General features: G+C 60.1%; 20 protein-coding genes. 9 read left to right on the forward strand and 11 right to left on the reverse strand.

The annotated features are described in order from the left end of the window. Positions 1-9: 9 nt before the first annotated feature. The 7 genes from algG to yaaA all read right to left on the reverse strand — a co-directional run bounded on the left by algG (position 10) and on the right by yaaA (position 10,209). The gene (gene algG, locus NIBR502773_RS20510; RefSeq protein ID WP_141156798.1) at positions 10-1,578 is read right to left on the reverse strand and encodes a mannuronan 5-epimerase AlgG; all 1,569 of its coding nucleotides are present in this window, start codon (positions 1,576-1,578) and stop codon (positions 10-12) included. Then, positions 1,578-3,065: an alginate export family protein gene (locus NIBR502773_RS20515; protein WP_141156799.1), complete on the reverse strand. Its 1,488-nt coding sequence runs from the start codon at positions 3,063-3,065 to the stop codon at positions 1,578-1,580. Before NIBR502773_RS20515 ends, algG begins: the two co-directional genes overlap by 1 nt. Further along, on the reverse strand, positions 3,062-4,453 hold the full coding sequence (gene algK / locus NIBR502773_RS20520; RefSeq protein WP_141156800.1) for an alginate biosynthesis TPR repeat lipoprotein AlgK: 1,392 nt from the start codon (positions 4,451-4,453) through the stop codon (positions 3,062-3,064). The genes NIBR502773_RS20515 and algK overlap by 4 nt, the downstream gene beginning before the upstream one ends. A 2-nt stretch (positions 4,454-4,455) precedes the next feature. Beyond that, a complete protein-coding gene (locus NIBR502773_RS20525) occupies positions 4,456-5,622 on the reverse strand; it encodes an alginate biosynthesis protein Alg44 (RefSeq protein ID WP_027604726.1) in 1,167 nt (388 codons plus the stop codon). 38 nt (positions 5,623-5,660) lie between these two features. After that, the gene (gene alg8 / locus NIBR502773_RS20535; RefSeq protein ID WP_161985711.1) at positions 5,661-7,142 is read right to left on the reverse strand and encodes a mannuronan synthase; all 1,482 of its coding nucleotides are present in this window, start codon (positions 7,140-7,142) and stop codon (positions 5,661-5,663) included. Positions 7,143-7,225: 83 nt separating this feature from the next. After that, a complete protein-coding gene (locus NIBR502773_RS20540) occupies positions 7,226-8,542 on the reverse strand; it encodes a nucleotide sugar dehydrogenase (RefSeq protein WP_065924229.1) in 1,317 nt (438 codons plus the stop codon). An 887-nt stretch (positions 8,543-9,429) separates the two neighbouring features. Then, positions 9,430-10,209: a peroxide stress protein YaaA gene (yaaA, locus tag NIBR502773_RS20545; protein ID WP_141156801.1), complete on the reverse strand. Its 780-nt coding sequence runs from the start codon at positions 10,207-10,209 to the stop codon at positions 9,430-9,432. 120 nt (positions 10,210-10,329) lie between these two features. Between yaaA and NIBR502773_RS20550 the strand changes: the two genes are divergently transcribed. The 5 genes from NIBR502773_RS20550 (at position 10,330) to moaE (ending at position 14,449) form a co-directional block, all read left to right on the forward strand. After that, positions 10,330-11,454 (forward strand): polysaccharide deacetylase family protein, encoded by a 1,125-nt coding sequence (locus tag NIBR502773_RS20550; protein WP_141156802.1) that lies wholly within the window; start codon positions 10,330-10,332, stop codon positions 11,452-11,454. Positions 11,455-11,801: 347 nt separating this feature from the next. Continuing rightward, positions 11,802-13,196, forward strand: coding sequence for a PhoH family protein (locus NIBR502773_RS20555; RefSeq protein ID WP_115486687.1), 1,395 nt, complete (start codon positions 11,802-11,804; stop codon positions 13,194-13,196). Positions 13,197-13,284: 88 nt separating this feature from the next. After that, on the forward strand, positions 13,285-13,758 hold the full coding sequence (gene moaC / locus NIBR502773_RS20560) for a cyclic pyranopterin monophosphate synthase MoaC (protein ID WP_141156803.1): 474 nt from the start codon (positions 13,285-13,287) through the stop codon (positions 13,756-13,758). After that, complete coding sequence (gene moaD, locus NIBR502773_RS20565; protein WP_027604720.1) at positions 13,755-13,997, forward strand: molybdopterin converting factor subunit 1; 243 nt, start codon at positions 13,755-13,757, stop codon at positions 13,995-13,997. Before moaC ends, moaD begins: the two co-directional genes overlap by 4 nt. A gap of 2 nt (positions 13,998-13,999) precedes the next feature. Further along, the gene (moaE, locus tag NIBR502773_RS20570; protein WP_141156804.1) at positions 14,000-14,449 is read left to right on the forward strand and encodes a molybdopterin synthase catalytic subunit MoaE; all 450 of its coding nucleotides are present in this window, start codon (positions 14,000-14,002) and stop codon (positions 14,447-14,449) included. Positions 14,450-14,593: 144 nt separating this feature from the next. On the opposite strand, the gene rhlB is transcribed toward moaE, so the two are convergent. Both rhlB and NIBR502773_RS20580 read right to left on the reverse strand, forming a co-directional pair. Then, on the reverse strand, positions 14,594-16,057 hold the full coding sequence (gene rhlB / locus NIBR502773_RS20575; RefSeq protein ID WP_168209044.1) for an ATP-dependent RNA helicase RhlB: 1,464 nt from the start codon (positions 16,055-16,057) through the stop codon (positions 14,594-14,596). A gap of 95 nt (positions 16,058-16,152) precedes the next feature. Further along, positions 16,153-16,809: an alpha/beta hydrolase gene (locus NIBR502773_RS20580; RefSeq protein ID WP_141156806.1), complete on the reverse strand. Its 657-nt coding sequence runs from the start codon at positions 16,807-16,809 to the stop codon at positions 16,153-16,155. 345 nt (positions 16,810-17,154) lie between these two features. Between NIBR502773_RS20580 and NIBR502773_RS20585 the strand changes: the two genes are divergently transcribed. From NIBR502773_RS20585 to NIBR502773_RS20600, 4 genes are all read left to right on the forward strand, one after another. Then, positions 17,155-18,186 carry an amino acid ABC transporter substrate-binding protein gene (locus NIBR502773_RS20585; RefSeq protein WP_092487157.1) on the forward strand — a complete coding sequence of 344 codons (1,032 nt, stop codon included), beginning with the start codon at positions 17,155-17,157 and terminating at the stop codon, positions 18,184-18,186. Between the two features lie 72 nt (positions 18,187-18,258). Then, entirely contained in the window at positions 18,259-19,440 is a 1,182-nt protein-coding gene (locus NIBR502773_RS20590; RefSeq protein WP_092487160.1) for an amino acid ABC transporter permease, read from the forward strand. A 10-nt stretch (positions 19,441-19,450) separates the two neighbouring features. Beyond that, positions 19,451-20,548 (forward strand): amino acid ABC transporter permease, encoded by a 1,098-nt coding sequence (locus NIBR502773_RS20595; protein ID WP_065938599.1) that lies wholly within the window; start codon positions 19,451-19,453, stop codon positions 20,546-20,548. A gap of 11 nt (positions 20,549-20,559) precedes the next feature. Beyond that, the gene (locus NIBR502773_RS20600) at positions 20,560-21,324 is read left to right on the forward strand and encodes an amino acid ABC transporter ATP-binding protein (RefSeq protein WP_003171943.1); all 765 of its coding nucleotides are present in this window, start codon (positions 20,560-20,562) and stop codon (positions 21,322-21,324) included. A gap of 50 nt (positions 21,325-21,374) precedes the next feature. Here the strand turns inward: NIBR502773_RS20600 and NIBR502773_RS20605 are convergent, their stop codons facing one another. Together NIBR502773_RS20605 and NIBR502773_RS20610 are read right to left on the reverse strand one after the other, a co-directional pair. Further along, on the reverse strand, positions 21,375-21,857 hold the full coding sequence (locus tag NIBR502773_RS20605; protein WP_141156807.1) for a type II toxin-antitoxin system MqsA family antitoxin: 483 nt from the start codon (positions 21,855-21,857) through the stop codon (positions 21,375-21,377). Beyond that, the gene (locus tag NIBR502773_RS20610; RefSeq protein WP_141156808.1) at positions 21,854-22,165 is read right to left on the reverse strand and encodes a type II toxin-antitoxin system MqsR family toxin; all 312 of its coding nucleotides are present in this window, start codon (positions 22,163-22,165) and stop codon (positions 21,854-21,856) included. Before NIBR502773_RS20610 ends, NIBR502773_RS20605 begins: the two co-directional genes overlap by 4 nt. Positions 22,166-22,185 lie beyond the last annotated feature (20 nt).

The following is a 22,185-nucleotide window of genomic DNA, read 5'->3' on the forward strand; positions in this document are numbered from 1 at the left end:
GGGTCATCCTCAGTCCTGCATTTCGGTCTGGCGTTCGACAGGGTCGATCAGCACGGCTTTCTGCTGGCGCACCAGCAGGTCGAGAATTTCTTCCTGGCGATCGCCCAGCACGCCGGAAAAGCTGATGCCGCTGGATTTGGTCGGCGCCAGCATCGATACGCGGTACAGCTCGATACTCAGTGGCGAGTCGATGGACAACGGCCCGCTGCCGTTACCCGCCAGTTCACCGCCGACCACGATCAGCGAGACCTTGGCGTCGAACGGGTCGAGGGCGATGTCGCGGTCGGTGTCGGTCAAGTCCTTGATGTGGCCGTACACGCCGGTCAGGCCGTTGGCCATCGAGGTGTTTTCGTACAGCTTGATATTCACGCTGTTACGCACGCGGATGCCGTGGCGACGGTTGCTGATCACCTTGTTGCCCCACAGCAGGTTGTCGCCGCTCTCATAGAGGGTGATGCCGTCGGTGTGGTTGCGGTAGATCTCGTTGTCGGCGATCAGGTTGTTCACGCTGTTACGGTCGATCACCAGGCCCGACAGCTTGTTGTCGTAGCTGCGGTTGTTGAAGATGAAGCTGTCGTTCACCTCACGGGAAATGATGATGCCGTGCTTCTTCTTGGTGCCGTAGACGGTGTTGTCCGCGATGATCAGGCCGTGGGAACGGTCATGGGGGTCAATGCCGTAGACGATGTTGTCTTTGTAGGTATTGCCCTTGATCACGAAGCCCGTGGTCTCGTAGCAGTAGAAGCCGTACCACATGTCCGAGAACTCGGAATCGATGATCCAGCCGGTCGGCTCGGGGCGCTTGAGCACCTTGGCCATGTTCGGCGTGTACTGGGAAATACTCACCCCGTACGATTTACTGTTGGCATAGCCGAAACTGGCCATCTTGGTCTTGGAGACGTAAGTCTCGGTGCCGCCCCAGGCCAGCAGGAACGGGCGGAATTCCTTGGGCGACTTGAACAGCGCCGGGCCATTGGCCTTTTCGCTCCAACCGGTGATTTTGGTGTCACGCACGAACAGTTGACCGTCGTTGATCAGGAACGAACCGCCTTCCTGGGACAGCCGCAGCTCCTGGGTGTTTTTATCGATGTCCAGGATGCCCTTGCGCCCGACCACGATCGGCAACTTGGCCAGGAACACGCCCGACGAAGTTTCGCTGAAGTACTGCTTGGGCACTTTGCCGAGCAGGTCCTTGAGGTTCATGTAGCCGTCGTCGACAAAGATCGCCTGGGGAATGCCGTGCTGGCGCACCACCCATTCGGCCATCTTGTTGTCGCCACCGATAAAGTCCTTGAGGGCGTCTTCCTGCATCATGCGGCGGATGCTGATCTTGCCGGGCCTGGTGCGTACGATCTTCTTTTCCATCGCTGCGGCGGTATAACCCGACAGGTCAGGCAGGGCAGGCTTGGCCATTTCCAGCGGCGCGGTCGGCGGGCTGGAAATGGTGTAGGTCTTGGCCTGTTGCAGTTCCTTGGCGATGGTCGGCGCCTTGGCCGCCGTATCGGCAAACGCTGTGGCACTGGCCATCAGCATTGCCGCGACGAGTAGGCTTTGAGCATTCATTGCGCAGGCTCCCATCAGAATTTCCAGATCACGTCGACAAACGCGCGATGCATGTACGAGTCGACCTGGCTGCCATAGGCATCACCTGGCTTGAACACACCGGCACGGAACCGCACCAGGGCTGATGGCTCGTCAACCGACTGGCTGAGCGCGGCCGGCAGCAGGCCGGTCTTGAAGTACTTGGTGACTACAAGGTCCATCTCCTGGCCCAGGTCTTTCTTGCCGTCTTCAAGGGGCAGGGAAGTGCTGGACAGGATCGCGCCGGTGACGTCATCGGTGTTGTTCTGCACGGCGTCGATGCCGTTGCTGCCGACTGGCTTGTTGCCGTCGACGCGCCAGAACTTGTGGTACACCAGGCTGGCGTCGTAGTCCTCACGCAGCTGCCAGGAACCGAACAGGCTCATGGACTGCATGTTGTTCATCTCGCCGCGAAACGCTTCGCCGAAACGGTGCACGCGGGACTGGGTACCGGTCCAGTTCGAACGGTTGCTTTGCAGGCCGTTCTGCTCGTACTCGGCACTGGCGCGGGAGTAGGCCGCGCCCACTTGCCACTGCGGGTCGAGGCGCAGGCGGATGCCCAGGTCGGTCGCCCAGCCACTCACGTCATCGCTGCGCTTGGCCTCTGTCGGGCGGGTGCCGTCGGCGTTCAAGGCATTGACCGAGTCGCGGTCGCCTTTCATGCCGGTGACGCTGGCCCAGTAGTTGACGGTGTTGGTGTTGCGCCAGTTGTAGGCGTCGCTGTTGGCTTCGATGCCGAGCCAGGTCAGGTCGCCGTTCTCGCGCTTGTCCAGGGAGTCGGTGGCGACGCCCGGTTCCGGGTAGTCGAGCTTGCCGTTGTCATGGGTGTGGTGGCCACGCAGGCCGATCCACTGGCCCGGCGTCCACTGGTAGGACGCGTCGGCGTAGAGGTGCTGACGGTCCTTATCCTTGGGCGACAGTTCCTTGAGGTCGGTACGGTATTCGCTGAAACGTTCGGCGACGCCGACGTTGGCCTTGAGCAGGGTGGTGTCGAAGGTCCAGTTCAGCGCTTCGATGTTGGTGTCGCGCCATTGGCCGTCGTCGTTGCGCAGGCGTTGGCGACCAAGTTTGAGGATCTCGCCGGGGTAGGGCGTGAAGCCGCTGTAGCCGACCCAGAACTCGCGCATGGCCAGGTAGTTTTTCTTGGTCTTGCGGTCGTTGTTGGTGGTTTGCTGGTTTTCGTCATCCGCCGACTGTTGCAGGGTGTCGGTCTCGATGATGTCGCTCGAAGCAACCGCCTGGCCCATGGCGTAGGCGCTCCAGTTGCCGCTTTCGCCGTAGATCCACGGGCGCAGGTCGAGGCCGATACCGTTGACGTCGCCGCCTTTCTGGGTGCCGAGGTCGCGGTCATCTTCGGACTGGCCGGTGACTTTGACTTCCAGGCCGAAATTCTTGGCTTCGGTCAGCGCGGCCAGGGTCGGGCACGACCACAGCAGGGCGAAGGTCAGGCCGATGCCGGCCTGCACGAATGGATTGAGCTTCATAGGGATTCCTCGCCGTCTTCTTCTTCCAGGGCGTGCAGTTGCAGCGTGCTCTGGGCCAGGGTGCCGCGGGCGGCCAGTTCCTGTTGCACCAGGCGTTGGCCTTGGGCGCGTTGTTCCGGTGTGAGCGGGGCTTCGAGCTGCGTGGCCAGGTCATTGGCCTCTGGCGTGCCCTGGGCTTTGGCCAATTGGCTGAAGACATAGGCATTCAATGGGTCGGGCTTGGTGCCCTTGCCTTGGGAAAACAATTGGGCGATGGCGAAGTCGGCGCTGTTCTGGCCGTTGCGCGCAGCGGTCAGCAGGTGGTCCAGGGCTTTTTGCGAATAGACCTGGCCCAGGTAACCACGGCGGTAGATCTGACCGAGGTAGTAGTCGGCAGCCACTTCGCGGCCCACGGCTTTCTGGAAGTGCGCTTCAGCCGCCTTGGCGTCCGCCGGCACCCACTTGCCTTCGTAGTAGAGCTTGCCCAGCAACAGCTCGGCGCGCGGCTGATCGGCGGCGCGGCCGTTGTCCAGGTACTTCATCATCTGGTCGACGTCGCCCAGTTCTGGGAAGTCGTAGAGCAGTTGCGCCAGGCTGACCCAGGAAGCCGGGTAGCCGGGGGCGATTTTTTCCAGCAGGGCCTGGGCGGTTTTCTCATCGGTCTTGCCCAGCGTGGCGTCGCCCAATACGCGGGCGACGCTGTCGACGCGTTGGGCGGTGACGGTGCCGCGGCTGTAGCCGGCTTCCATCTGCTTGAGCAGTTCGGCCTGTTTTTCCGGCTGGGCTTTTTTCTGGTAGACCGTGGCCAGCTCGACATAGCAGATATCGGTGGTGTTCAGCGCGGCCTTGCAGATGCGCTCCACATCATCCAGATGCTGGTCGTAGGTGCCCTGGGTGCGATACAGCAGGACTTGGGCCAGGCCGGCTTCCGGGTAACCGGCGGCCTGCCACTTGCTGATCTGCTGCTGGGCATTCACGTTGGGGAAGCTGTGGGGGTATTGCAGGTACAGCATCGCCAGCGGGATCAGGGTGTTGCCTTCGCCATTGGCAAAGGCTTTTTTCAACAGGCCTTCGGCTTCATGGTGTTCGGCTTCGGTGGAGCCTGGCTTGGCCACCAGCAGGCGACCGAGGCGGGCCTGGGCGCGCGGCGAGGTATCCGCCGCGGCACGGTAAGTGGCCTCGGCCTGTTTGATTTGCGCCGGATCGCGGGTGCCTACCTGGATATCGGCCAGGCCCACTTGGGCCTCGCTGTAACCCAGTTCTGCCAGTTGCTGGTAATTCTGCTGCGCGGTGACGGTGTCGCCACGCTTGAGCGCTTCATTGGCCAGGCGTTGGTCGGGCAGGCCGGCACAACCGGCGAGGGCGATGGCCAGCGCCAGGGGCACCGGCAGGGTTCGAAGGGCGCTCATGATTAAAGACCCGCAGCCATGGCTTTATCGATCAGCCAGTTCAGGGATGGGCCACGGTCGCTGGTCACTTCCACCGGGCGGCCGGCGTAGGCGCTGTCCAGCGGGGCGTCAGGCTTGATCTGTACGCGGATGTCGGAGGACAGGTCGGCGCTGTTCAGGCTGGTGCTGCTGACGATGGTGCCGGTGCGGGTCTGTTCTTCGTCGGCCACCTGGAAGCTCACCGGGGTGCCTGGGCGCACGTCACCGAACTGGCGATAGGTAAAGCGAGCTTCGACGTTAGCCTGGCTGCCGCGTGGCACCAGTTGGAAGATCACGTCGCCTTTGCTGGCGTATTGGCCGTCGGCGACCAGTTGCTGGGCGACCACGCAATCGCACGGCGAGGTGAGAGTGCCGGTCATTTGCTTGCCGAACAGCTCTTCGACCTTGGCCGGCTGCAGCTGGTCTTCGTCCAGGTGGCCCTTGAGCACATCCAGCATGCTGGTGCTGAAGGTCGCCAGTGGTGCACCTTTGGCCGCCACCGCGTCACCTTTGAGCAGGCTTTGCACGGTGCCGTCGCGGGGCATGGTCACGTTCATGCCGGGCACGCTGACCAGGCCCGCCTGGGCGTGGCTGACGAAGTACATGCCGTACACCGATTTGAACACGAAACCGAAGGCTGCCAGGCCGACGAGGAAGATCGCCAGGCTGAACGTCACGGCGCGCAGGCGACCGAAGGCGCTCATGTTGCTGCCGCTGTCCTTGACCTTGCGCGCCTTGGTGAAGTTGTCGCGTTGCAGGGTCGCCAGCACGTCACCCATGGTCACGATGTCGCCGGACAGGTGCGAGGTGATCAGGTGGCGCAGGGTGGAAATATCCTGGGCGTCGAGGTTCTGGAACTGGCAACCGGTGCGGCCGGTCTGGCGGTCGTAGGAGCGGATCTGCAGCTCTACGTCCATGGCCAGGCCGAGGTTATCGATGACGAACTGCAGGCGACCCTTGTGCACTTCACCCACGGTCAACGGCTGGGTGGCGGTGAACGCCAGGCCGCCGGCGGACAGGTCGATCACCCGCGCTTCGGTCTGGGTGCGGTCAGTGTTGAAGAAGCGCAGCTTGGCCGGGATTTTGACCCGGGCATGTTGGCGCTGGGCTTCGGACTCGTGGACAACGTTGGCGTTTACTTGGCTGTTCATGACGGTGTAATTCCTTGGTTAATTCAGGCTTGGCAGGGTCAGACCATCATCAGCAACACGGCAACGAAGATGCTGCCGGCGGAGAAGGTCATGGTCCGAGACGACCAGGTGTTGAACCAACGTTGAAAGCTGGCCAAATCGCGGGTCAGTTTGGTGTCCTGGCGGGTCCAGGACTGTTGATCAAGGCGGAAGAACACGTAGATCTTCACCAACGCGCCCATGATCTGGTTGTAATAGAGAATCGCCGGGTAAGCCGGGCCGATCTTGTGGCCGGAGCACGACAGCAGCAGCGTCAGGATCAGGCGGGTGATGCCGATCCACAGCAGGTACGCGAGGATGAACGCGCCGCCGTACTTGAAGGTGGCGATGATTGCCACGGTCAGGCCGAGCAGGGAGGTCCACATCGACACACGCTGGTCGAACAACACGATGCTGGTGAACAGGCCCAGCCGACGCACACCCAGGCCCAGGGCTCGGGAGTTCTGGCGCAGGTTGTTGCCGTACCAGCGAAACATCAGTTTGCGGCTGGCCTTGATAAAGCTCTTTTCCGGTGGGTGTTCCACGGTGTGGATCGCGGCGTCGGGCACGTAGAAGGTGTCGTAGCCCAGGCGCATCAGGCTGAACCAGCTGGACTTGTCGTCACCGGTGAGGAACTTGAAGCGGCCAAGGCGCCAGTGTTGCAGCGAGTCGCTTTCCACGTCGGCGATAAAGCCCGGGTCAGTCACGACGTTGGCGCGGAACACCGACATGCGGCCGGTCATGGTCAGCACGCGCTTGGACAGGGCCATGGAGCACATGTTGATGTGGCGTTGGGCGAAGCGCAGCTTGTGCCACTCGCTCATGATGTAGCCGCCGCGCACTTCGCAGAATTCGTTGGTGGTCAGGCCGCCGACGTTGCCGAACAGCTGGAACCACGGCACGGTCTTGCGCACCACGCCTTCGGCGAGCACGGTGTCGCCATCGATCACGGCAACCACGGCGCGGTCGTCCGGCAGGTGGCGGGAGATGGCGCGGAAACCGAAGGCCAGGCCGTCGCGCTTGCCGGTACCGGCGATACGCACGAAGTCGAGCTTGACGTGATCCGGCGGGTTCATGCGTTCCCAGAGGCTCTTGACCAGCAGCTCATCGGACATTTCCACCAGTGAACAGACCACGGTGGTGGGGAAGCCGCATTCGATGGCCTCGCGAATCACCGAGCTGTAGACCTGCGCGGTGGTCAGCGCATCGATACGGAAGCTGGTAACCATCAGGAACACGTGGGACGGGTCGGCAGCCTTGCCCAGCTTGCGCACTTTACGGCGCAGGTGCGGGTAGACCACGTACAGGAACAGCATGCCGCGAAAGAAATGCGTAGCACCCATCGAGTAGCGCCAGATACCGACGGCGCCAATCAGGAAAATAAAATTCTTCGACTCGGAGTCGAACGTACTCGCCGGCAACAGCAGGGCGAGACCCATCAGCAGGCTCAGAAAGAACAGCCAGCCGGCGGATTGGAGCAGTACGTGTTTTAACTTGGACATAAGCGTCATCCGAAGGTGAAGAAGGCTTCGAGCTGCAAGCGCTGGGGATTGGTACGCCTGCAGCTCGAAACTTACCGTTGCTGTTACCAGCAAATGCCTTCGGTACGGCCTGTCGTACTGGTGGCCTTGGACATGAAGCCCACCAGGTCGATCACTTGCTTGCCGTGCGGCGCGTTCTGCGCCAGGGCACGGAACTTCTCGTCGCGGTTGCCGAGGATGATCACGTCGGAGTTGTTGATCACATCATCGAAGTCCGAGTTGAGCAGGGACGACACGTGGGGGATCTTGCCTTCGATGTAGTCCTTGTTCGCACCGTGGACACGGGCGTACTCGACGTTGCTGTCGTAGATGCTCAGGTCGTAGCCCTTGCCGATCAGCATTTCCGCCAGCTCGACCAGCGGGCTTTCGCGCAGGTCGTCGGTACCGGCCTTGAAGCTCAGGCCCAGCAGGGCAACTTTGCGTTTGTCGTGGCCGGCGACGATGTCGAAGGCGTTCTGCACCTGGGACTCGTTGCTGCGCATCAGCGAGTTGAGCAGCGGTGCTTCCACGTCCAGGGAGCCGGCGCGGTACGTCAGGGCGCGCACGTCTTTAGGCAGGCAGGAGCCGCCGAACGCGAAGCCTGGGCGCATGTAGTACTGGGACAGGTTGAGGGTTTTGTCCTGGCAGACCACTTCCATCACTTCGCGACCGTCGACGCCGACCGCCTTGGCGATGTTGCCGATCTCGTTGGCGAAGGTGACCTTGGTGGCGTGCCACACGTTGCAGGTGTACTTGATCATCTCGGCTACGGCGATGTCCTTGCGGATGATCGGGGCGTCGAGTTCTTCGTACAGCGACTGCAGGACATCGCCGGAGGCTTTGTCGAATTCGCCGATGACGGTCATCGGTGGCAGGTCGTAGTCGGCGATGGCGGTGGATTCGCGCAGGAATTCCGGGTTGACCGCAACACCGAAGTCGACGCCGGCTTTCTTGCCGGAGCAGTCCTCGAGGATTGGGATCACCACGTTGGCGACGGTGCCCGGCAACACGGTGCTGCGTACCACGATGGTGTGGCGGGTGGTCTTGTCACGCAGGACAAAACCGATCTCGCGGCATACCGATTCGATGTAATTGAGTTCCAGGTCGCCGTTCTTCTTGCTCGGCGTACCGACGCAAATCATCGACAGGTCGGTATCACGGATGGCTTCGGCGAAGTTGGTGGTGCCGCGCAGTCGACCGTTTGCGATGCCCTGGCTCAACAGTTCGCCCAGACCCGGCTCGACGATCGGCGATTTGCCGGCGTTGATCAGGTCGATCTTTTCCTTGGAGATGTCTACGCCGACCACTTCGTGGCCACGGGCAGACAGGCAACCGGCACACACTGCGCCAACGTAACCCAAACCAAATATGCTGATGCGCATCGCAATTACCTCTGTATTTAAATCATGCCATTAGATGGCCGGAGTTCATGTTTGCAAGCGTCACAAATGCCGCGAAAGTTGGGCGAATAGACGCCGACTTACCGCGTACAGGCATGTTGAATAACGAGTGACTAACTATTGCACTCAAGTTGTGCGCAACTTGGCCTTGTTATTGGGGCCTGCCCTGAAATGCAGCCAGCCTTCCTGGGAGAAGGGCCTGGCGCCAGTGCCGCAGGGCCTTGATAGAGGCTGTAAGCCTTTACATATCAATGCCTTGGGTTGTCTCACTGACCCATTAGGGTAAGCACAGCCTTGGCCTTATAGTTCGTGGCAATGGATCCTTATCGCCGCTCTCAACTAATCGGTTGGTAATGTGACCACTGAGTCAAAGTTCAATATGACAACTTCGCTACTTCCGTTGGTCCGCCTTGTAAGTCATCTCCTACAGAAACAGAGAATTTCGTTACCGGTGGTATGAGCGGCGCTTCAGGACGAAGTTCCTGGCCGCTCATCCTGTTTCCCGAAATTTCTTGAAATATAGGCAAAGATGGCACTGGTACTATATTGATAGCACTTGCTATTTGGGCCAGTAGTTACAGGTAGTTGGCGCGAAGGGATAGTTTTGTGCCACTAGTGTTTTAAAAAAGTGGTGCCACTACGAAAAAATTTTGGAAATGTCGAGTGAAAGAAATGTTAGGGATGTGTGTGGATATTTTTTGACGTCAAATAAATGACGATTTTTGGTGTGGAGCGCGGACAAAATGTGGGAGGGGGCTTGTCCCCGATGGCAGTGCATCAGTCTATAGATTCGTGACTGAACCACCGCAATCGGGGGCAAGCCCCCTCCCACATTTGGATGTCATTGTCTGAAAGAGGTTGGTACGGCCTTATTCCGGTGCGTGATCGCGCAGGAACACCAGATTGTCCGGCTTGGACTGCTCCGCATTGAAGCGGTAACCCTGCACATCGAACTGCTTGAGCCTGGCCGGATCGTTGATGCGCTCTTCGATCACGAAGCGGCTCATCATGCCCCGGGCCTTTTTCGCGTAGAAGCTGATGATCTTGTACTGGCCGTTCTTCAGGTCCTTGAACTCGGTGTTGATGATCCGCGCGTTCAGGGCCATGCGCTTGACCGCCGAGAAGTACTCGTTGGAGGCCAGGTTGAGCAGCACGTCGTCGCCTTGTTCGGCCAGGGCTTCGTTCAGCCATTCGCTGATGCGCGTGCCCCAGAAGGCGTACAGGTCCTTGCCACGGGCGTTGGCGAGTTTGGTGCCCATCTCCAGGCGGTACGGCATCATCAGGTCCAGGGGGCGCAGCAGGCCGTACAGGCCCGAGAGCATGCGCAGGTGGTCCTGGGCGTAGCTGAAGTCGGCATCGGTGAAGGTCTCGGCGTTGAGGCCGGTGTACACGTCGCCCTTGAACGCCAGCAAGGCCTGCTTGGCATTCTCCGGGGTGAAGGCCGGGGTCCAGCTGCCGAAGCGGGCGGCATTGAGGCCGCCGATCTTATCGGACACGTGCATCAATTCGCTGATCTGCGCCGGGCTCAGTTCGCGCAGTTGCTCGATCAGCGCCTGGGAATGGTCCAGGTACTGTGGCTGGGTAAAGCGCTGGGTCACCGCTGGGGTCTCGAAATCGAGGGTCTTGGCGGGGGAAATCACCATCAGCATGAAGTCGTCTCCTGTAAATCGTGCGGGGATTCTAGGGGCTTGGGCGATTTGACTCCACCTATGATGGCGATAGGCGCGATCCGCTATGATGGCCGGTGACTCTGGAGAGGGAGACCCTGTGTGCGAATAGCGCTTTTGTTGTCGGCGTGCCTGCTGTGCCTGAATGCCCAGGCGGCGCCGGTGGATGTAGCCAGCCTGGACCGTGGCACCTGGCCGGAAAAACTCAGTAGCCCGGCGCTGTTCGATGTGGCTTCGCGTGCGGAAATCCTGATGTTCGCCCACAGCCTGCTGGCCAGTGAGTCCCAGGATGAAACCGCACTCAAGCAGCGCCTGGGCTTGAAGATCATCAACCTGGCCGCCATCGACGACCTGCGTCGCGAGCTTTGGCAGCGCCTGCTGGAGAACTACACGTTCGCCCAGCAGAGCTGCGAAGTCGACGCCTCGTTCTGCTACCTCGTGGAGAACATGGACGACCTGCGCGAGCAGGCCGGCAAGCTGGCGATCAGTGAAGACTCCTTCTATATAGGCTGGGCCGCACCCAGCCATGCCTTCCATGAGCGTTATCTGGACGAACTGCTGCGCAAGGCCGCGCTGTTTCCACAGATCAGCAGCGAAGTCGCGCGCTTTGGCGACCATGAACGCAACGGCGACGAGTTCAACGACCGCCTGTTCCTGCTGACCTTCGACGGCGGTCCTGCACCGGTCAGCGGCAACACCGACTGGCTCGCCGACTACCTGCGCAAGCAGAAGATGAACGCCACCTTCTTTGTCCTCGGCAGCAGCCTGCAAAACCGTGTGGAGCGCAGTTCCGCCGCTGAGGTGGAGGCGTTGTACCAGGGCCAGTGCGTCGGCACCCAGGGCTGGCAGTACCGTTCCCACAGCCATTGGGTGGACTGGCAGAGTTCCATCACCCGCAGCGCGCAGTTGGTGCAGAACCTGATGCCGGAAAACTACGTGCCGCTGTTCCGTCCGCCTTACGGGCAGCGGCGCGCGGACAGCCAGGGGTTCTTCCAGTCCCAGGGCTTGCAGGTGGCGTTATGGGACATCGATTCCCAGGACGAGCCGGGTAAGCTCAAGGCCGATGAGTCGGCGCAACGGGTGCTGACGTTGATGCTGTTGTGGCGCAAAGGCGTGATTGTGTTTCACGACACCCAGGACAAGGCGCGGGTGGCATTGCCGATGTTGCTGCAGGCAACGGCGCAAAGTGGGCTGGGTTGGCAGGACTGCCGGGAGGCGTTTCGTTAAAAGGATGAAGTGCCCGGCCCTGTTGGGTGCGAGGCATTTTTACGCTGATTTTGTGCGACATTTCGATGCAGGCGGACTTCCGACTTTAACGGTGCATGGGGCACTCGGCTAGTGCTATTCGTCATCCTGAAAAATAAACTTCAAAAAAGCGTCAAAGTACTTTTTCCTGTCATGGGTTTTGCGGTATTACGAAGTCAGATCGCCGAAACCTGCAACACAGGTGGCGTCTTCCAAGACTCCTCATGTGGGCACTGCGCTTGACGTCACTCAGGTGCAGTCGGTGGTCGAATCGAGGCGCAGCACTGTTGTGGTATTGCGTCGACTGGCTCCCACAAAGGTGACCGAGTATGGATGATCATGGACGTAACCCTTCTTCCGACCAGCCAATCCTTTATGTGCTTGATACCAATGTACTGATCCACGATCCAAACGCACTGCTTAACTTCGAAGAACACCACGTCGCCATCCCGATGATCGTGCTTGAGGAGCTCGACAAACTCAAAAGCGGGCACCACAGCGTGGCTGCCGAGTGCCGCCAGGCCATCCGCCTGATCGACAAGACCCTGGGCGAAGCGTCACCCGAGGACGTTGAGGTCGGCGTGCCGATCCAGCGCGGCAAAAGCGGGCCCAAGGGCTTGCTGTCGATCCTGATGAGCAAGCGCAGCGAGCCCAACAGCCTGCTGCCCGAAAACCTGAACGACAACAAAATCATCAACCAATTGATCGACCTGCACGCTCGCGAAAAGGACCTGCGCGTGGTGCTGGTGACCAAAGACATCAATATGCGCCTCAAGGCACGAGCGTGTGGGATCGCTGCCGAGGACTACAGTACCGACCAACTGGTCGACGACGTGTCGATGCTGTCCCGTGGTTATCACATGATGACCGGCTCGTTCTGGGACCGTGTCAGCAAGGTCGAAACCCGTCAGGACCATGGCCGTACCTGGCACCAGGTACAACTGATCGACAACCTGCCGGCCGTGCATATCAATGAATTCATCGTCGACGAACAGGGCTTCGTGGGCTGGATCAAAGAGATCCAGGTCGACAAGCTGCTGATCCTCGACCTGCATCAGGAACCCCTGTTGCACCAGGAAGCCTGGGGCCTGAAACCGCGTGACATCTACCAGAGCCTGGCGCTGTATGCGCTGCTCGACCCGGACATCCACCTGGTCAACCTGACGGGCGCTGCCGGTTCCGGTAAAACCATCCTCGCCCTGGCTGCCGCCATCGAGCAGACCATGGTGACCAAGCGCTATCGCCGCATCATCGCCACCCGCTCCGTGCAGGGCCTGGACCAGGAAATCGGCTTTTTGCCCGGTACCGAGGCGGAAAAAATGGAGCCGTGGCTGGGGGCGATCACCGACAACCTCGAAGCCTTGCACATGGATGACGAAAACACCCATGGCAGCGTCGACTACATCCTCAGCAAAGTGCCGTTGCAGTTCAAATCCCTCAACTACATCCGAGGTCGCAGCTTCCAGCAGAGCCTGATTTTGATCGATGAATGCCAGAACCTGACCCCGCACCAGATGAAAACCATCATTACCCGTGCCGGCGCCGGTTCCAAAGTGGTGTGCCTGGGCAACCTGGCACAGATCGACACCCCTTACCTGTCCGCGACCAGCTCCGGGCTGACCTACCTGACGGAACGCTTCAAGGACTTCCCGAACGGCGTGCATATCGCGCTGCAAGGGGTGCCTCGCTCGATTCTGGCTGAATACGCAGAGTCGCACCTGTAACCGTTGGAGCGGCGGTGCGTCGCACCGCTGCTCCCACATTTATTGCGTGTTGGGTTTACAATCGCCGCTCCTGATCAGGAGTATCCCTGTGCTGACTCATCTCGATTCCCAAGGTCGCGCCCATATGGTCGACGTCACCGACAAGTCCGTGACGTTCCGGGAGGCGGTGGCCGAAGCGCGGGTGCGCATGCTGCCCGAGACCCTGCAAATGATTGTCGACGGCGCCCATCCCAAGGGCGACGTGTTTGCCGTGGCCCGCATCGCCGGGATCCAGGCGGCCAAAAAGACCAGTGATCTGATTCCCCTGTGCCATCCGCTGATGCTGACGGGCGTCAAGGTCGAGCTGGCCGCCGAAGGGGAAAATACCGTCCACATCGTTGCCCGCTGCAAGCTCTCGGGGCAGACCGGCGTGGAGATGGAAGCGTTGACGGCGGCCAGTGTCGCGGCGCTGACGATCTACGACATGTGCAAGGCCGTGGATCGCGGCATGACCATCGAAAACATTCGCCTGCTGGAAAAGCTTGGCGGTAAGAGCGGGCATTTCAAGGCGGATGGACAATGAGCATCAACGTACTGTTTTTCGCGCGTTACAGCGAAAAAATAGGCCTGGATTCACTTGAGATGGAAGGCGAATTCGCCACTGTCGATGCCGTGCGCCAGGCGCTGGCCGCTGATCCGGGCTTTGAAGTGCTCAACGAAACCAGCTTGATGTGTGCTCGCAACCAGGAGTTGTGCGCTCTCGACGAGCCGTTGCAGGCCGGTGATGAAGTCGCGTTCTTCCCGCCCGTGACCGGAGGCTGAGCATGGCCATTCGTGTACAGGTCGAGGCTTTTGACCCCGGCGCGGAAGTCAACGCGATGCACGCGGCGAATGTGGGCGTGGGCGCGGTGGTGAGCTTTGTCGGCTATGTGCGCGATTTCAACGAGGGCCGAGAGGTATACGGGATGTTCCTCGAACACTATCCGGGCATGACTGAAAAAGCCTTGGCCAAGATCGCCGTCGAAGCCGAGCAACGCTGGCCGCTGCTCAAGCTCGAAGTGCTGCATCGTATCGGTGCGCTGGAGCCTGGCGAGCCGATAGTGTTCGTGGCCGCCGCCAGTGCCCATCGCCAGGCCGCGTTTGATGCCTGTGCGTTTGTGATGGACTACCTGAAAACCCGTGCGCCGTTCTGGAAGAAGGAAAATACCCGTGAGGGTGCGCGCTGGGTGGAAGGGCGGGACAGCGACCACGCTGCGGCGGATCGCTGGAAATAACCAGCCGAACACTTAACCAAATGTGGGAGGGGGCTTGCCCCCGATAGCGGGGTGTCAGTCAATTTATGTATCGACTGATCCACTGCTATCGGGGGCAAGTCGAATCGTCGCACCGCCCCTCCCACATTTTTATCGCATTTCAGCTTACGGGCGTTTGCGCTCTACAGCCCGCAGCAAGTGCGTCGGCGGAGTCTCGCAGCTGATCTTGCGGCCCAGCAAGGTCTCGATCGACGGCAACTGATACGAGTCATCCTCCCCGGCAAAGCTGATCGACACGCCCGCAGCCCCCGCACGGCCGGTACGGCCGATGCGGTGCACGTAGTCGTCCGGCACTTCCGGCAGGGTGAAGTTGATCACGTGGCTGATGCCGTCGATGTGAATCCCGCGCCCGGCCACGTCGGTGGCCACCAGCACGCGGATCTTGCCTTCGCGGAAGCCTTCCAGGGTCTTGATGCGCTTGTGTTGCGGCACATCGCCGGACAGCTGCGCGGCATTCACGCCATCGCGCACCAGGCGTTCCTCGATGCGGCGCACTTCGTCCTTGCGGTTGGCGAACACCATCACGCGTTCCCAGCCGTTGTCGTTGACCAGGTTGTAGAGCAGCTTGTACTTGTCGGCACCGGCCACGGCATAGATGTGCTGTTCGACGTTTTCGCTGGCGACGTTCAGCGCTTCGATCTCGACGATGGACGGCTCGGTGGTCCACTGCTTGGCGAGGTTCATCACGTCTTCGGTAAAGGTCGCGGAGAACAGCAGGGTCTGACGCTCGGCCTTTGGCGGGGTCTGGCGAATGATCTGACGCACTTGTGGGATGAAACCCATGTCGAGCATGCGGTCGGCTTCGTCCAGCACCATCACTTCGACCATGTCCAGGTGCACGTCGCCGCGCTGGTTGAAGTCCAGCAGGCGGCCGGGGGTCGCCACCAGGATGTCGCAGTGGCGGGCTTCGAGGTGCTTGAGCTGCTTGTCGAAGTCCATGCCGCCCACGAACGTCATGACGTTGAGACCGGTGTACTTGGTCAGGTCGGCGGCGTCCTTGGCGATCTGCACCACCAGTTCACGGGTCGGCGCGATGATCAGCGCACGCGGTTCACCCATGTAGCGTTCTTTCGGCGGCGGCGTTTGCAGCAGCTGGGTGATGATCGAGATCAGGAACGCGGCGGTCTTGCCGGTGCCGGTCTGGGCACGACCGATGGCATCTTTGCCGGCGAGGGTAAAGCCCAGTACCTGCGCCTGGATCGGCGTGCAGTACGGGAACCCCAGGTCCTGGATGGCGTGCATCAGTTCCGGGGCCAGATCAAAATCGTGGAAGCGGGTCTTGCCTTCCTGGGGTTCGACGACGAAATCCTCGAGTTTCCACGGGATCACCGGCGGTTTGGGCGCGCGTTCCCGGCGAGGCTTGGGGGCGGGTGCGGCTTGCGTCTCGGGTTTTGCCTGTTCGGGCGGTGTCACCGTCGGCGTCTTCGGCTGGGCGACAGGTGCAGTCCGGCCTGGCTGTTGACCGTCATTGCGGCTGCCGGAGGAGGGGACAGGAGCACTGGGAACAGGCGCGAGCGGCTCAGCCTCGCTTTTGCCGAACATCTTCTTGAGTGCTTTGAGCACGGTGATCTCATTAATTGGTTAAGGAATGTACGCCGGCCAGTGTAATGCAAGAATCGGGCGCGGCGTAGTGCGTCTGTCATACGGCTACATAAACGTGGGGTTCAGCCCAGGCGAGCGGTCAACCAAGTCCCTATATCGTGTATCTCCTGGGGTAACACTTCGTGGCCCATTGGGTATTCCTGCCATGTCACGGTGACACCACGGCTCTTCAGATGCTCATACGCCGTGCGCCCCATGGCGTTCTGCACCACCTCGTCGTACTGGCCGTGCAGGCATAGCGTTGGAATGCGTTGTTGGCTGGCCGACAATTCAAGCTCATCGCTGAAGATGGGCGCGTAGGTGGAGAGGGCGATGACGCCGCCCAATGGCCCCTCCCAATTCAGGAATGCGGTGTGGAAGACCACGGCGCCACCTTGGGAAAAGCCCGCGAGGAAAATTCGCGAGGCGTCTATTCCGGTTCTCTTCTGTGCTTCGATCAGATCGGTCAGCATTTTTGCCGACACTTCCAGCTCCTCCAGGCTGATCGAGCGGGCCGGGCTCATGGCCTTGATGTCGTACCAGCTGGGCATCTCGTAGCCACCATTGATCGTCACCGGACGGGTCGGTGCCTGGGGCAATACAAAGCGGGTGGACAGCAAGCTTTCCTGCAATGCCTCGGCCACCGGCAGGAAGTCGTAGCGATCGGCACCCAGGCCATGCAACCAGATGACGCAGGCGTCTGCGGGCTTGGCGGGCTGAAGAATCAAGGGTTCGGTCATGTCTGCTCCATATATGTGCGTGCGCTCCGATTGGGTGCGTCGGAACGGTGCGCGACAGGTTGATCTGTTAAGAGAATGTCGCAAGGTTGAATCTTTTTCTATTGACCATGGGCTGAAACGACTCAGCGACCACTCTGGTACGCGCCTTGCTATGTGTAGGTCGATGTCAGAACTTTCCCTGGACGGTAACACTATCAGTGACTGCCGCTTCTGGGATAGCCGCTGGAATTACCGCGAAAGCCTCATGCCGCTTGACCCTAAAAAAAGCCAACACGGGTCGATATCGCCTCATAAGGGTGCGCTGAGGTTGGAGCTTCGACACAACAAGAGCAACTGGAGGTTTGAATGAAGGTATTGAAATCCACCCTGGCCATCGTTTGCGCGGCGGCTGTACTGGGTGTCAGCGGTTTCGCCCAAGCCGGCGCTACTCTGGACGCTGTGCAGAAGAAAGGCTTTGTGCAATGTGGCGTGAGTGACGGCTTGCCGGGCTTCTCGGTACCGGATGCCAGCGGCAAGATCCTCGGGATCGATGCTGACGTTTGCCGCGCCGTGGCCGCTGCCGTTTTCGGCGACGCCACCAAGGTCAAATTCAGCCAGTTGAACGCCAAGGAGCGTTTCACCGCGCTTCAATCCGGCGAAGTCGACATCCTGTCGCGTAACACCACCATGACCAGCTCCCGCGATGCGGGCATGGGTCTGAAATTCCCGGGCTTCATCACTTACTACGACGGCATCGGCTTCCTGGTTAACAACAAGCTGGGCGTCAAAAGTGCCAAGGAACTGGACGGTGCAACCATCTGCATCCAGGCCGGTACCACCACCGAGCTGAACGTTTCCGACTACTTCCGTGGCAACAACCTCAAATACACCCCGATCACCTTCGACACCTCCGATGAAAGCGCCAAGTCGCTGGAATCCGGCCGTTGCGACGTACTGACCTCCGACAAGTCCCAATTGTTCGCCCAGCGCAGCAAGCTGGCCTCGCCAAAGGACTACGTGGTTCTGCCGGAAACCATTTCCAAGGAACCGCTGGGCCCGGTCGTGCGTAACGGTGATGACGAGTGGCTGGCCATCGTGCGCTGGGTGGGCTACGCCATGCTCAACGCTGAAGAAGCCGGCATCACGTCCAAAAACGTTGAAGCTGAAGCCAAGTCCACCAAGAACCCGGACGTTGCGCGTCTGCTCGGTGCTGACGGCGAATACGGCAAAGACCTGAAAGTGAAGAAAGACTGGGTCGTACAGATCGTCAAGCAAGTCGGTAACTACGGTGAAGTGTTCGAGCGCAACCTGGGCAAGAGCACCCCGCTGGAAATCGACCGCGGCCTGAACGCGCTGTGGAACAACGGCGGCATTCAATACGCACCGCCTGTGCGCTGATCGCTGATGGTTCTGTCACCCGGTGGGCCAACCGCCGGGTGATGTTCTGTTCCATTCTTTCCGGGGCACTTCATGCAAAAACAAATCGGCGCACCAAATCGGAAGCTCAGCTTCAGCGATCCCAAAGTGCGTGCGTGGCTCTTCCAGATCATCACGATTGTGGCGGTGATCTCGCTGGGCTGGTACCTCTTCGACAATACCCAGACCAACCTTCAGCACCGGGGCATTACCTCGGGTTTCGACTTTCTTGAGCGCAGTGCCGGCTTCGGCATCGCGCAGCATTTGATCGACTACACCGAATCGGACAGCTATGCCCGTGTCTTTGTGATCGGGCTGCTCAACACTTTGCTGGTGACCTTTATCGGGGTGATCCTGGCGACCCTGCTGGGCTTCATCATCGGCGTGGCGCGCCTGTCACCGAACTGGATGATCAACAAGCTGGCGACCGTGTATGTGGAAGTATTCCGCAACATTCCGCCGCTGCTGCAGATCCTGTTCTGGTACTTCGCGGTGTTCCTCACCATGCCGGGGCCGCGCAACAGCCATAACTTCGGCGACACCTTCTTTGTCAGCAGCCGTGGCCTGAACATGCCGGCAGCGCTGGCCGCTGACGGGTTCTGGCCGTTTGTGGCCAGTATCGTGGTTGCCATCGTGGCAATCGTGCTGATGGCGCGTTGGGCCAACAAGCGTTTTGAAGCGACCGGCGTACCCTTCCACAAGTTCTGGGCGGGCCTGGCGCTGTTTATCGTGATCCCGGCGTTGTGTGCCTTGATCTTCGGCGCGCCGCTGCACTGGGAAATGCCAAAGCTGCAAGGTTTTAACTTTGTCGGCGGCTGGGTATTGATCCCTGAACTGCTGGCCCTGACCCTGGCGCTTACCGTGTACACGGCAGCGTTTATCGCCGAGATCGTGCGTTCGGGCATCAAGTCCGTCAGCCACGGCCAGACCGAAGCTGCGCGCTCCCTGGGCCTGCGCCCTGGGCCGACGCTGCGCAAGGTCATCATCCCGCAAGCCCTGCGGGTGATCATTCCGCCGCTGACCAGCCAGTACCTGAACCTGGCGAAAAACTCGTCGTTGGCCGCCGGTATCGGTTACCCGGAAATGGTTTCGTTGTTTGCCGGCACGGTGCTCAACCAGACCGGCCAGGCCATCGAAGTCATTGCCATCACCATGAGCGTGTACCTGGCGATCAGCATCAGCATTTCCCTGCTGATGAACTGGTACAACAAGCGCATTGCGCTGATCGAGCGGTGAGGAAACGCACATGAGTTCGCATACTTTCAAACCTGATATGCCGCCGCCGAGCAAAGTCTTCGGACCGATGGCCTGGATGCGCGCCAACCTGTTCTCCAGCTGGCTCAATACCTTGCTGACGCTGTTGGCGTTTTACCTGATCTACCTGGTGGTGCCGCCGATCCTGCAGTGGGCCATCCTCGATGCCAACTGGGTCGGCACCACCCGCGCCGACTGCACCAAGGAAGGCGCGTGCTGGGTGTTTATCCAACAGCGTTTCGGACAGTTCATGTACGGCTACTACCCCGGCGACCTGCGCTGGCGTGTGGACCTGACCGTGTGGCTGGCCATCGTCGGCGTGGCGCCGTTGTTCATCTCGCGTTTCCCGCGCAAGGCGATCTATGGCCTGAGCTTCCTGGTGCTGTACCCGATCATCGCGTACTTCCTGCTCCACGGCGGGATCTTCGGGCTGACCAATGTGGCGACCAGCCAATGGGGCGGCCTGATGCTGACCCTGGTCATCGCCACCGTCGGCATCGCCGGCGCCTTGCCTCTGGGCATTGTGCTGGCGCTGGGGCGGCGCTCGAACATGCCGGCGATTCGTGTGGTCTGCGTGACCTTCATCGAGTTCTGGCGCGGCGTGCCGTTGATCACCGTGCTGTTCATGTCCTCGGTGATGCTGCCGTTGTTCCTGCCTGAAGGCATGGGCATCGACAAGCTGCTGCGGGCGCTGATCGGCGTGATCCTGTTCCAGTCGGCCTACGTGGCCGAAGTGGTGCGCGGTGGCTTGCAGGCGATTCCCAAAGGTCAGTACGAAGCGGCCGCGGCGATGGGCCTGGGTTACTGGCGCAGCATGGGCCTGGTGATCCTCCCGCAAGCACTGAAGATGGTGATCCCGGGCATCGTCAACACGTTTATCGCGTTGTTCAAGGACACCAGCCTGGTGATCATCATCGGCCTGTTCGACCTGCTCAACAGCGTCAAGCAAGCCGCCGCCGACCCTAAATGGTTGGGTATGGCCACCGAAGGCTATGTGTTTGCCGCCTTGGTGTTCTGGATTTTCTGTTTTGGTATGTCGCGCTATTCCATTCATTTGGAACACAAGCTCGACACAGGCCACAAGCGTTAGGAGTTGATGTTATGAGCGAAGCGATCAAACAGCCTGTGAGCCCTGAAGGCATTATCCAGATGCAGGGCGTCAACAAGTGGTATGGCCAGTTCCATGTGTTGAAAGACATCAACCTCAACGTCAAGCAGGGCGAGCGTATCGTGCTGTGCGGCCCGTCGGGTTCGGGCAAGTCCACCACCATCCGTTGCCTCAACCGCCTGGAAGAGCACCAGCAGGGCCGCATTGTGGTCGATGGCGTGGAGCTGACCAACGACCTCAAGCAGATCGAAGCGATCCGCCGTGAAGTCGGCATGGTGTTCCAGCACTTCAACCTGTTCCCGCACCTGACCATCCTGCAGAACTGCACGCTGGCGCCGATGTGGGTGCGCAAGATGCCCAAGCGCAAGGCCGAGGAAATCGCCATGCACTACCTGGAGCGTGTGCGCATCCCGGAGCAGGCCCACAAGTTTCCGGGGCAGTTGTCCGGCGGCCAGCAACAGCGTGTGGCGATTGCCCGTGCCCTGTGCATGAAGCCGAAAATCATGCTGTTCGACGAGCCGACCTCGGCCCTCGATCCGGAAATGGTCAAGGAAGTGCTCGACACCATGATCGGCCTGGCCGAAGACGGCATGACCATGTTGTGCGTAACCCACGAAATGGGCTTCGCGCGCACCGTGGCCAACCGCGTGATCTTCATGGACAAGGGCGAGATCGTCGAACAGGCGGCGCCGAATGACTTCTTCGACAACCCGCAGAATGACCGGACCAAGCTGTTCTTGAGCCAGATCCTGCATTGATCGATGCCTGAAAAAATAGACCCGGCCTGGCCGGGTTTATTTTTGTCTGTTCAGGAGGCCTTGAGCGCTTCCTGCCCTGTGTTCGCGGTATGGGTGAAGCCCCGCAGGTCAGCGCCTTCGGCCAATACCCTGGCGTCGGCGAGCAGGTGAGGGTAACGGTCCAATAGTCGCATCAACAGAACCAGTGGCTTCGGTGGCAGGAGCTCACCGCGTTCATAACGTGAAAAAGCGTTGTGACCGCCACCGGACAGCAGTTGTACGGCTTCTTTCTGCGTAAGGTGCAGCTTGCGACGGATGCGTTTCATGTCGTTGCCGATCATTGTCCGCGCGGTGCGGACCAGTTCATCGCTGGCGGCGCTATAGCGGTCGGAGCTGTCAGGGTCATGCATGCCGTCGCCGCACAGTTGGCATTCCCAGCCAGACAGGTCGTCGACACGCCGTTCCATACCGTTGACACGGAGGGTTTCGCTGCGGCTTTCGAAGCGCGTCATGGCGTCGGGTGCACCGCAAATGAAGCAATGTTGAGTGTTCATGAGCTCTTCTTCTTGAAGGAGATCACTGGAGGGTTACCGGCTGTGCAGTAAGTGACCTTGATGTAAATCTCCAGACCGTATGAATTGATGTGGTACACGTCCTGCCACACCCGGTGATCGGCATACGTGGTCATCGATTTGTACAACATCCTGTTTTGTAGTTCGAAAACGACCTCTTGCATCTCCTTGATATTCAGGCCGAGCCGCGCGCCTGTTTGCTTTGCTGCGAGCGTAAATGCCCGGCCTCCAAGCCGCCTGACATCCGCCTTGATCACCGCCAGATCGTAATGAGGTGTGTGCTTTTCCATAAGACACCTGAGCCGAATAA

Origin of the sequence: Pseudomonas sp. NIBRBAC000502773 (genome assembly GCF_006517195.1) — a bacterium.
GTDB lineage: Bacteria > Pseudomonadota > Gammaproteobacteria > Pseudomonadales > Pseudomonadaceae > Aquipseudomonas > Aquipseudomonas marginalis.

Coding starts and splice junctions, on each gene's coding strand:
- algG (WP_141156798.1), bottom strand. CDS start 1,578: ATGGGAGCCTGCGCAATGAATGCTCAAAGCCTACTCGTCGCGGCAATG.
- NIBR502773_RS20515 (WP_141156799.1), bottom strand. CDS start 3,065: ATGAAGCTCAATCCATTCGTGCAGGCCGGCATCGGCCTGACCTTCGCC.
- algK (WP_141156800.1), bottom strand. CDS start 4,453: ATGAGCGCCCTTCGAACCCTGCCGGTGCCCCTGGCGCTGGCCATCGCC.
- NIBR502773_RS20525 (WP_027604726.1), bottom strand. CDS start 5,622: ATGAACAGCCAAGTAAACGCCAACGTTGTCCACGAGTCCGAAGCCCAG.
- alg8 (WP_161985711.1), bottom strand. CDS start 7,142: ATGTCCAAGTTAAAACACGTACTGCTCCAATCCGCCGGCTGGCTGTTC.
- NIBR502773_RS20540 (WP_065924229.1), bottom strand. CDS start 8,542: ATGCGCATCAGCATATTTGGTTTGGGTTACGTTGGCGCAGTGTGTGCC.
- yaaA (WP_141156801.1), bottom strand. CDS start 10,209: ATGCTGATGGTGATTTCCCCCGCCAAGACCCTCGATTTCGAGACCCCA.
- NIBR502773_RS20555 (WP_115486687.1), top strand. CDS start 11,802: ATGGATGATCATGGACGTAACCCTTCTTCCGACCAGCCAATCCTTTAT.
- moaD (WP_027604720.1), top strand. CDS start 13,755: ATGAGCATCAACGTACTGTTTTTCGCGCGTTACAGCGAAAAAATAGGC.
- moaE (WP_141156804.1), top strand. CDS start 14,000: ATGGCCATTCGTGTACAGGTCGAGGCTTTTGACCCCGGCGCGGAAGTC.
- NIBR502773_RS20580 (WP_141156806.1), bottom strand. CDS start 16,809: ATGACCGAACCCTTGATTCTTCAGCCCGCCAAGCCCGCAGACGCCTGC.
- NIBR502773_RS20585 (WP_092487157.1), top strand. CDS start 17,155: ATGAAGGTATTGAAATCCACCCTGGCCATCGTTTGCGCGGCGGCTGTA.
- NIBR502773_RS20590 (WP_092487160.1), top strand. CDS start 18,259: ATGCAAAAACAAATCGGCGCACCAAATCGGAAGCTCAGCTTCAGCGAT.
- NIBR502773_RS20595 (WP_065938599.1), top strand. CDS start 19,451: ATGAGTTCGCATACTTTCAAACCTGATATGCCGCCGCCGAGCAAAGTC.
- NIBR502773_RS20600 (WP_003171943.1), top strand. CDS start 20,560: ATGAGCGAAGCGATCAAACAGCCTGTGAGCCCTGAAGGCATTATCCAG.
- NIBR502773_RS20605 (WP_141156807.1), bottom strand. CDS start 21,857: ATGAACACTCAACATTGCTTCATTTGCGGTGCACCCGACGCCATGACG.
- NIBR502773_RS20610 (WP_141156808.1), bottom strand. CDS start 22,165: ATGGAAAAGCACACACCTCATTACGATCTGGCGGTGATCAAGGCGGAT.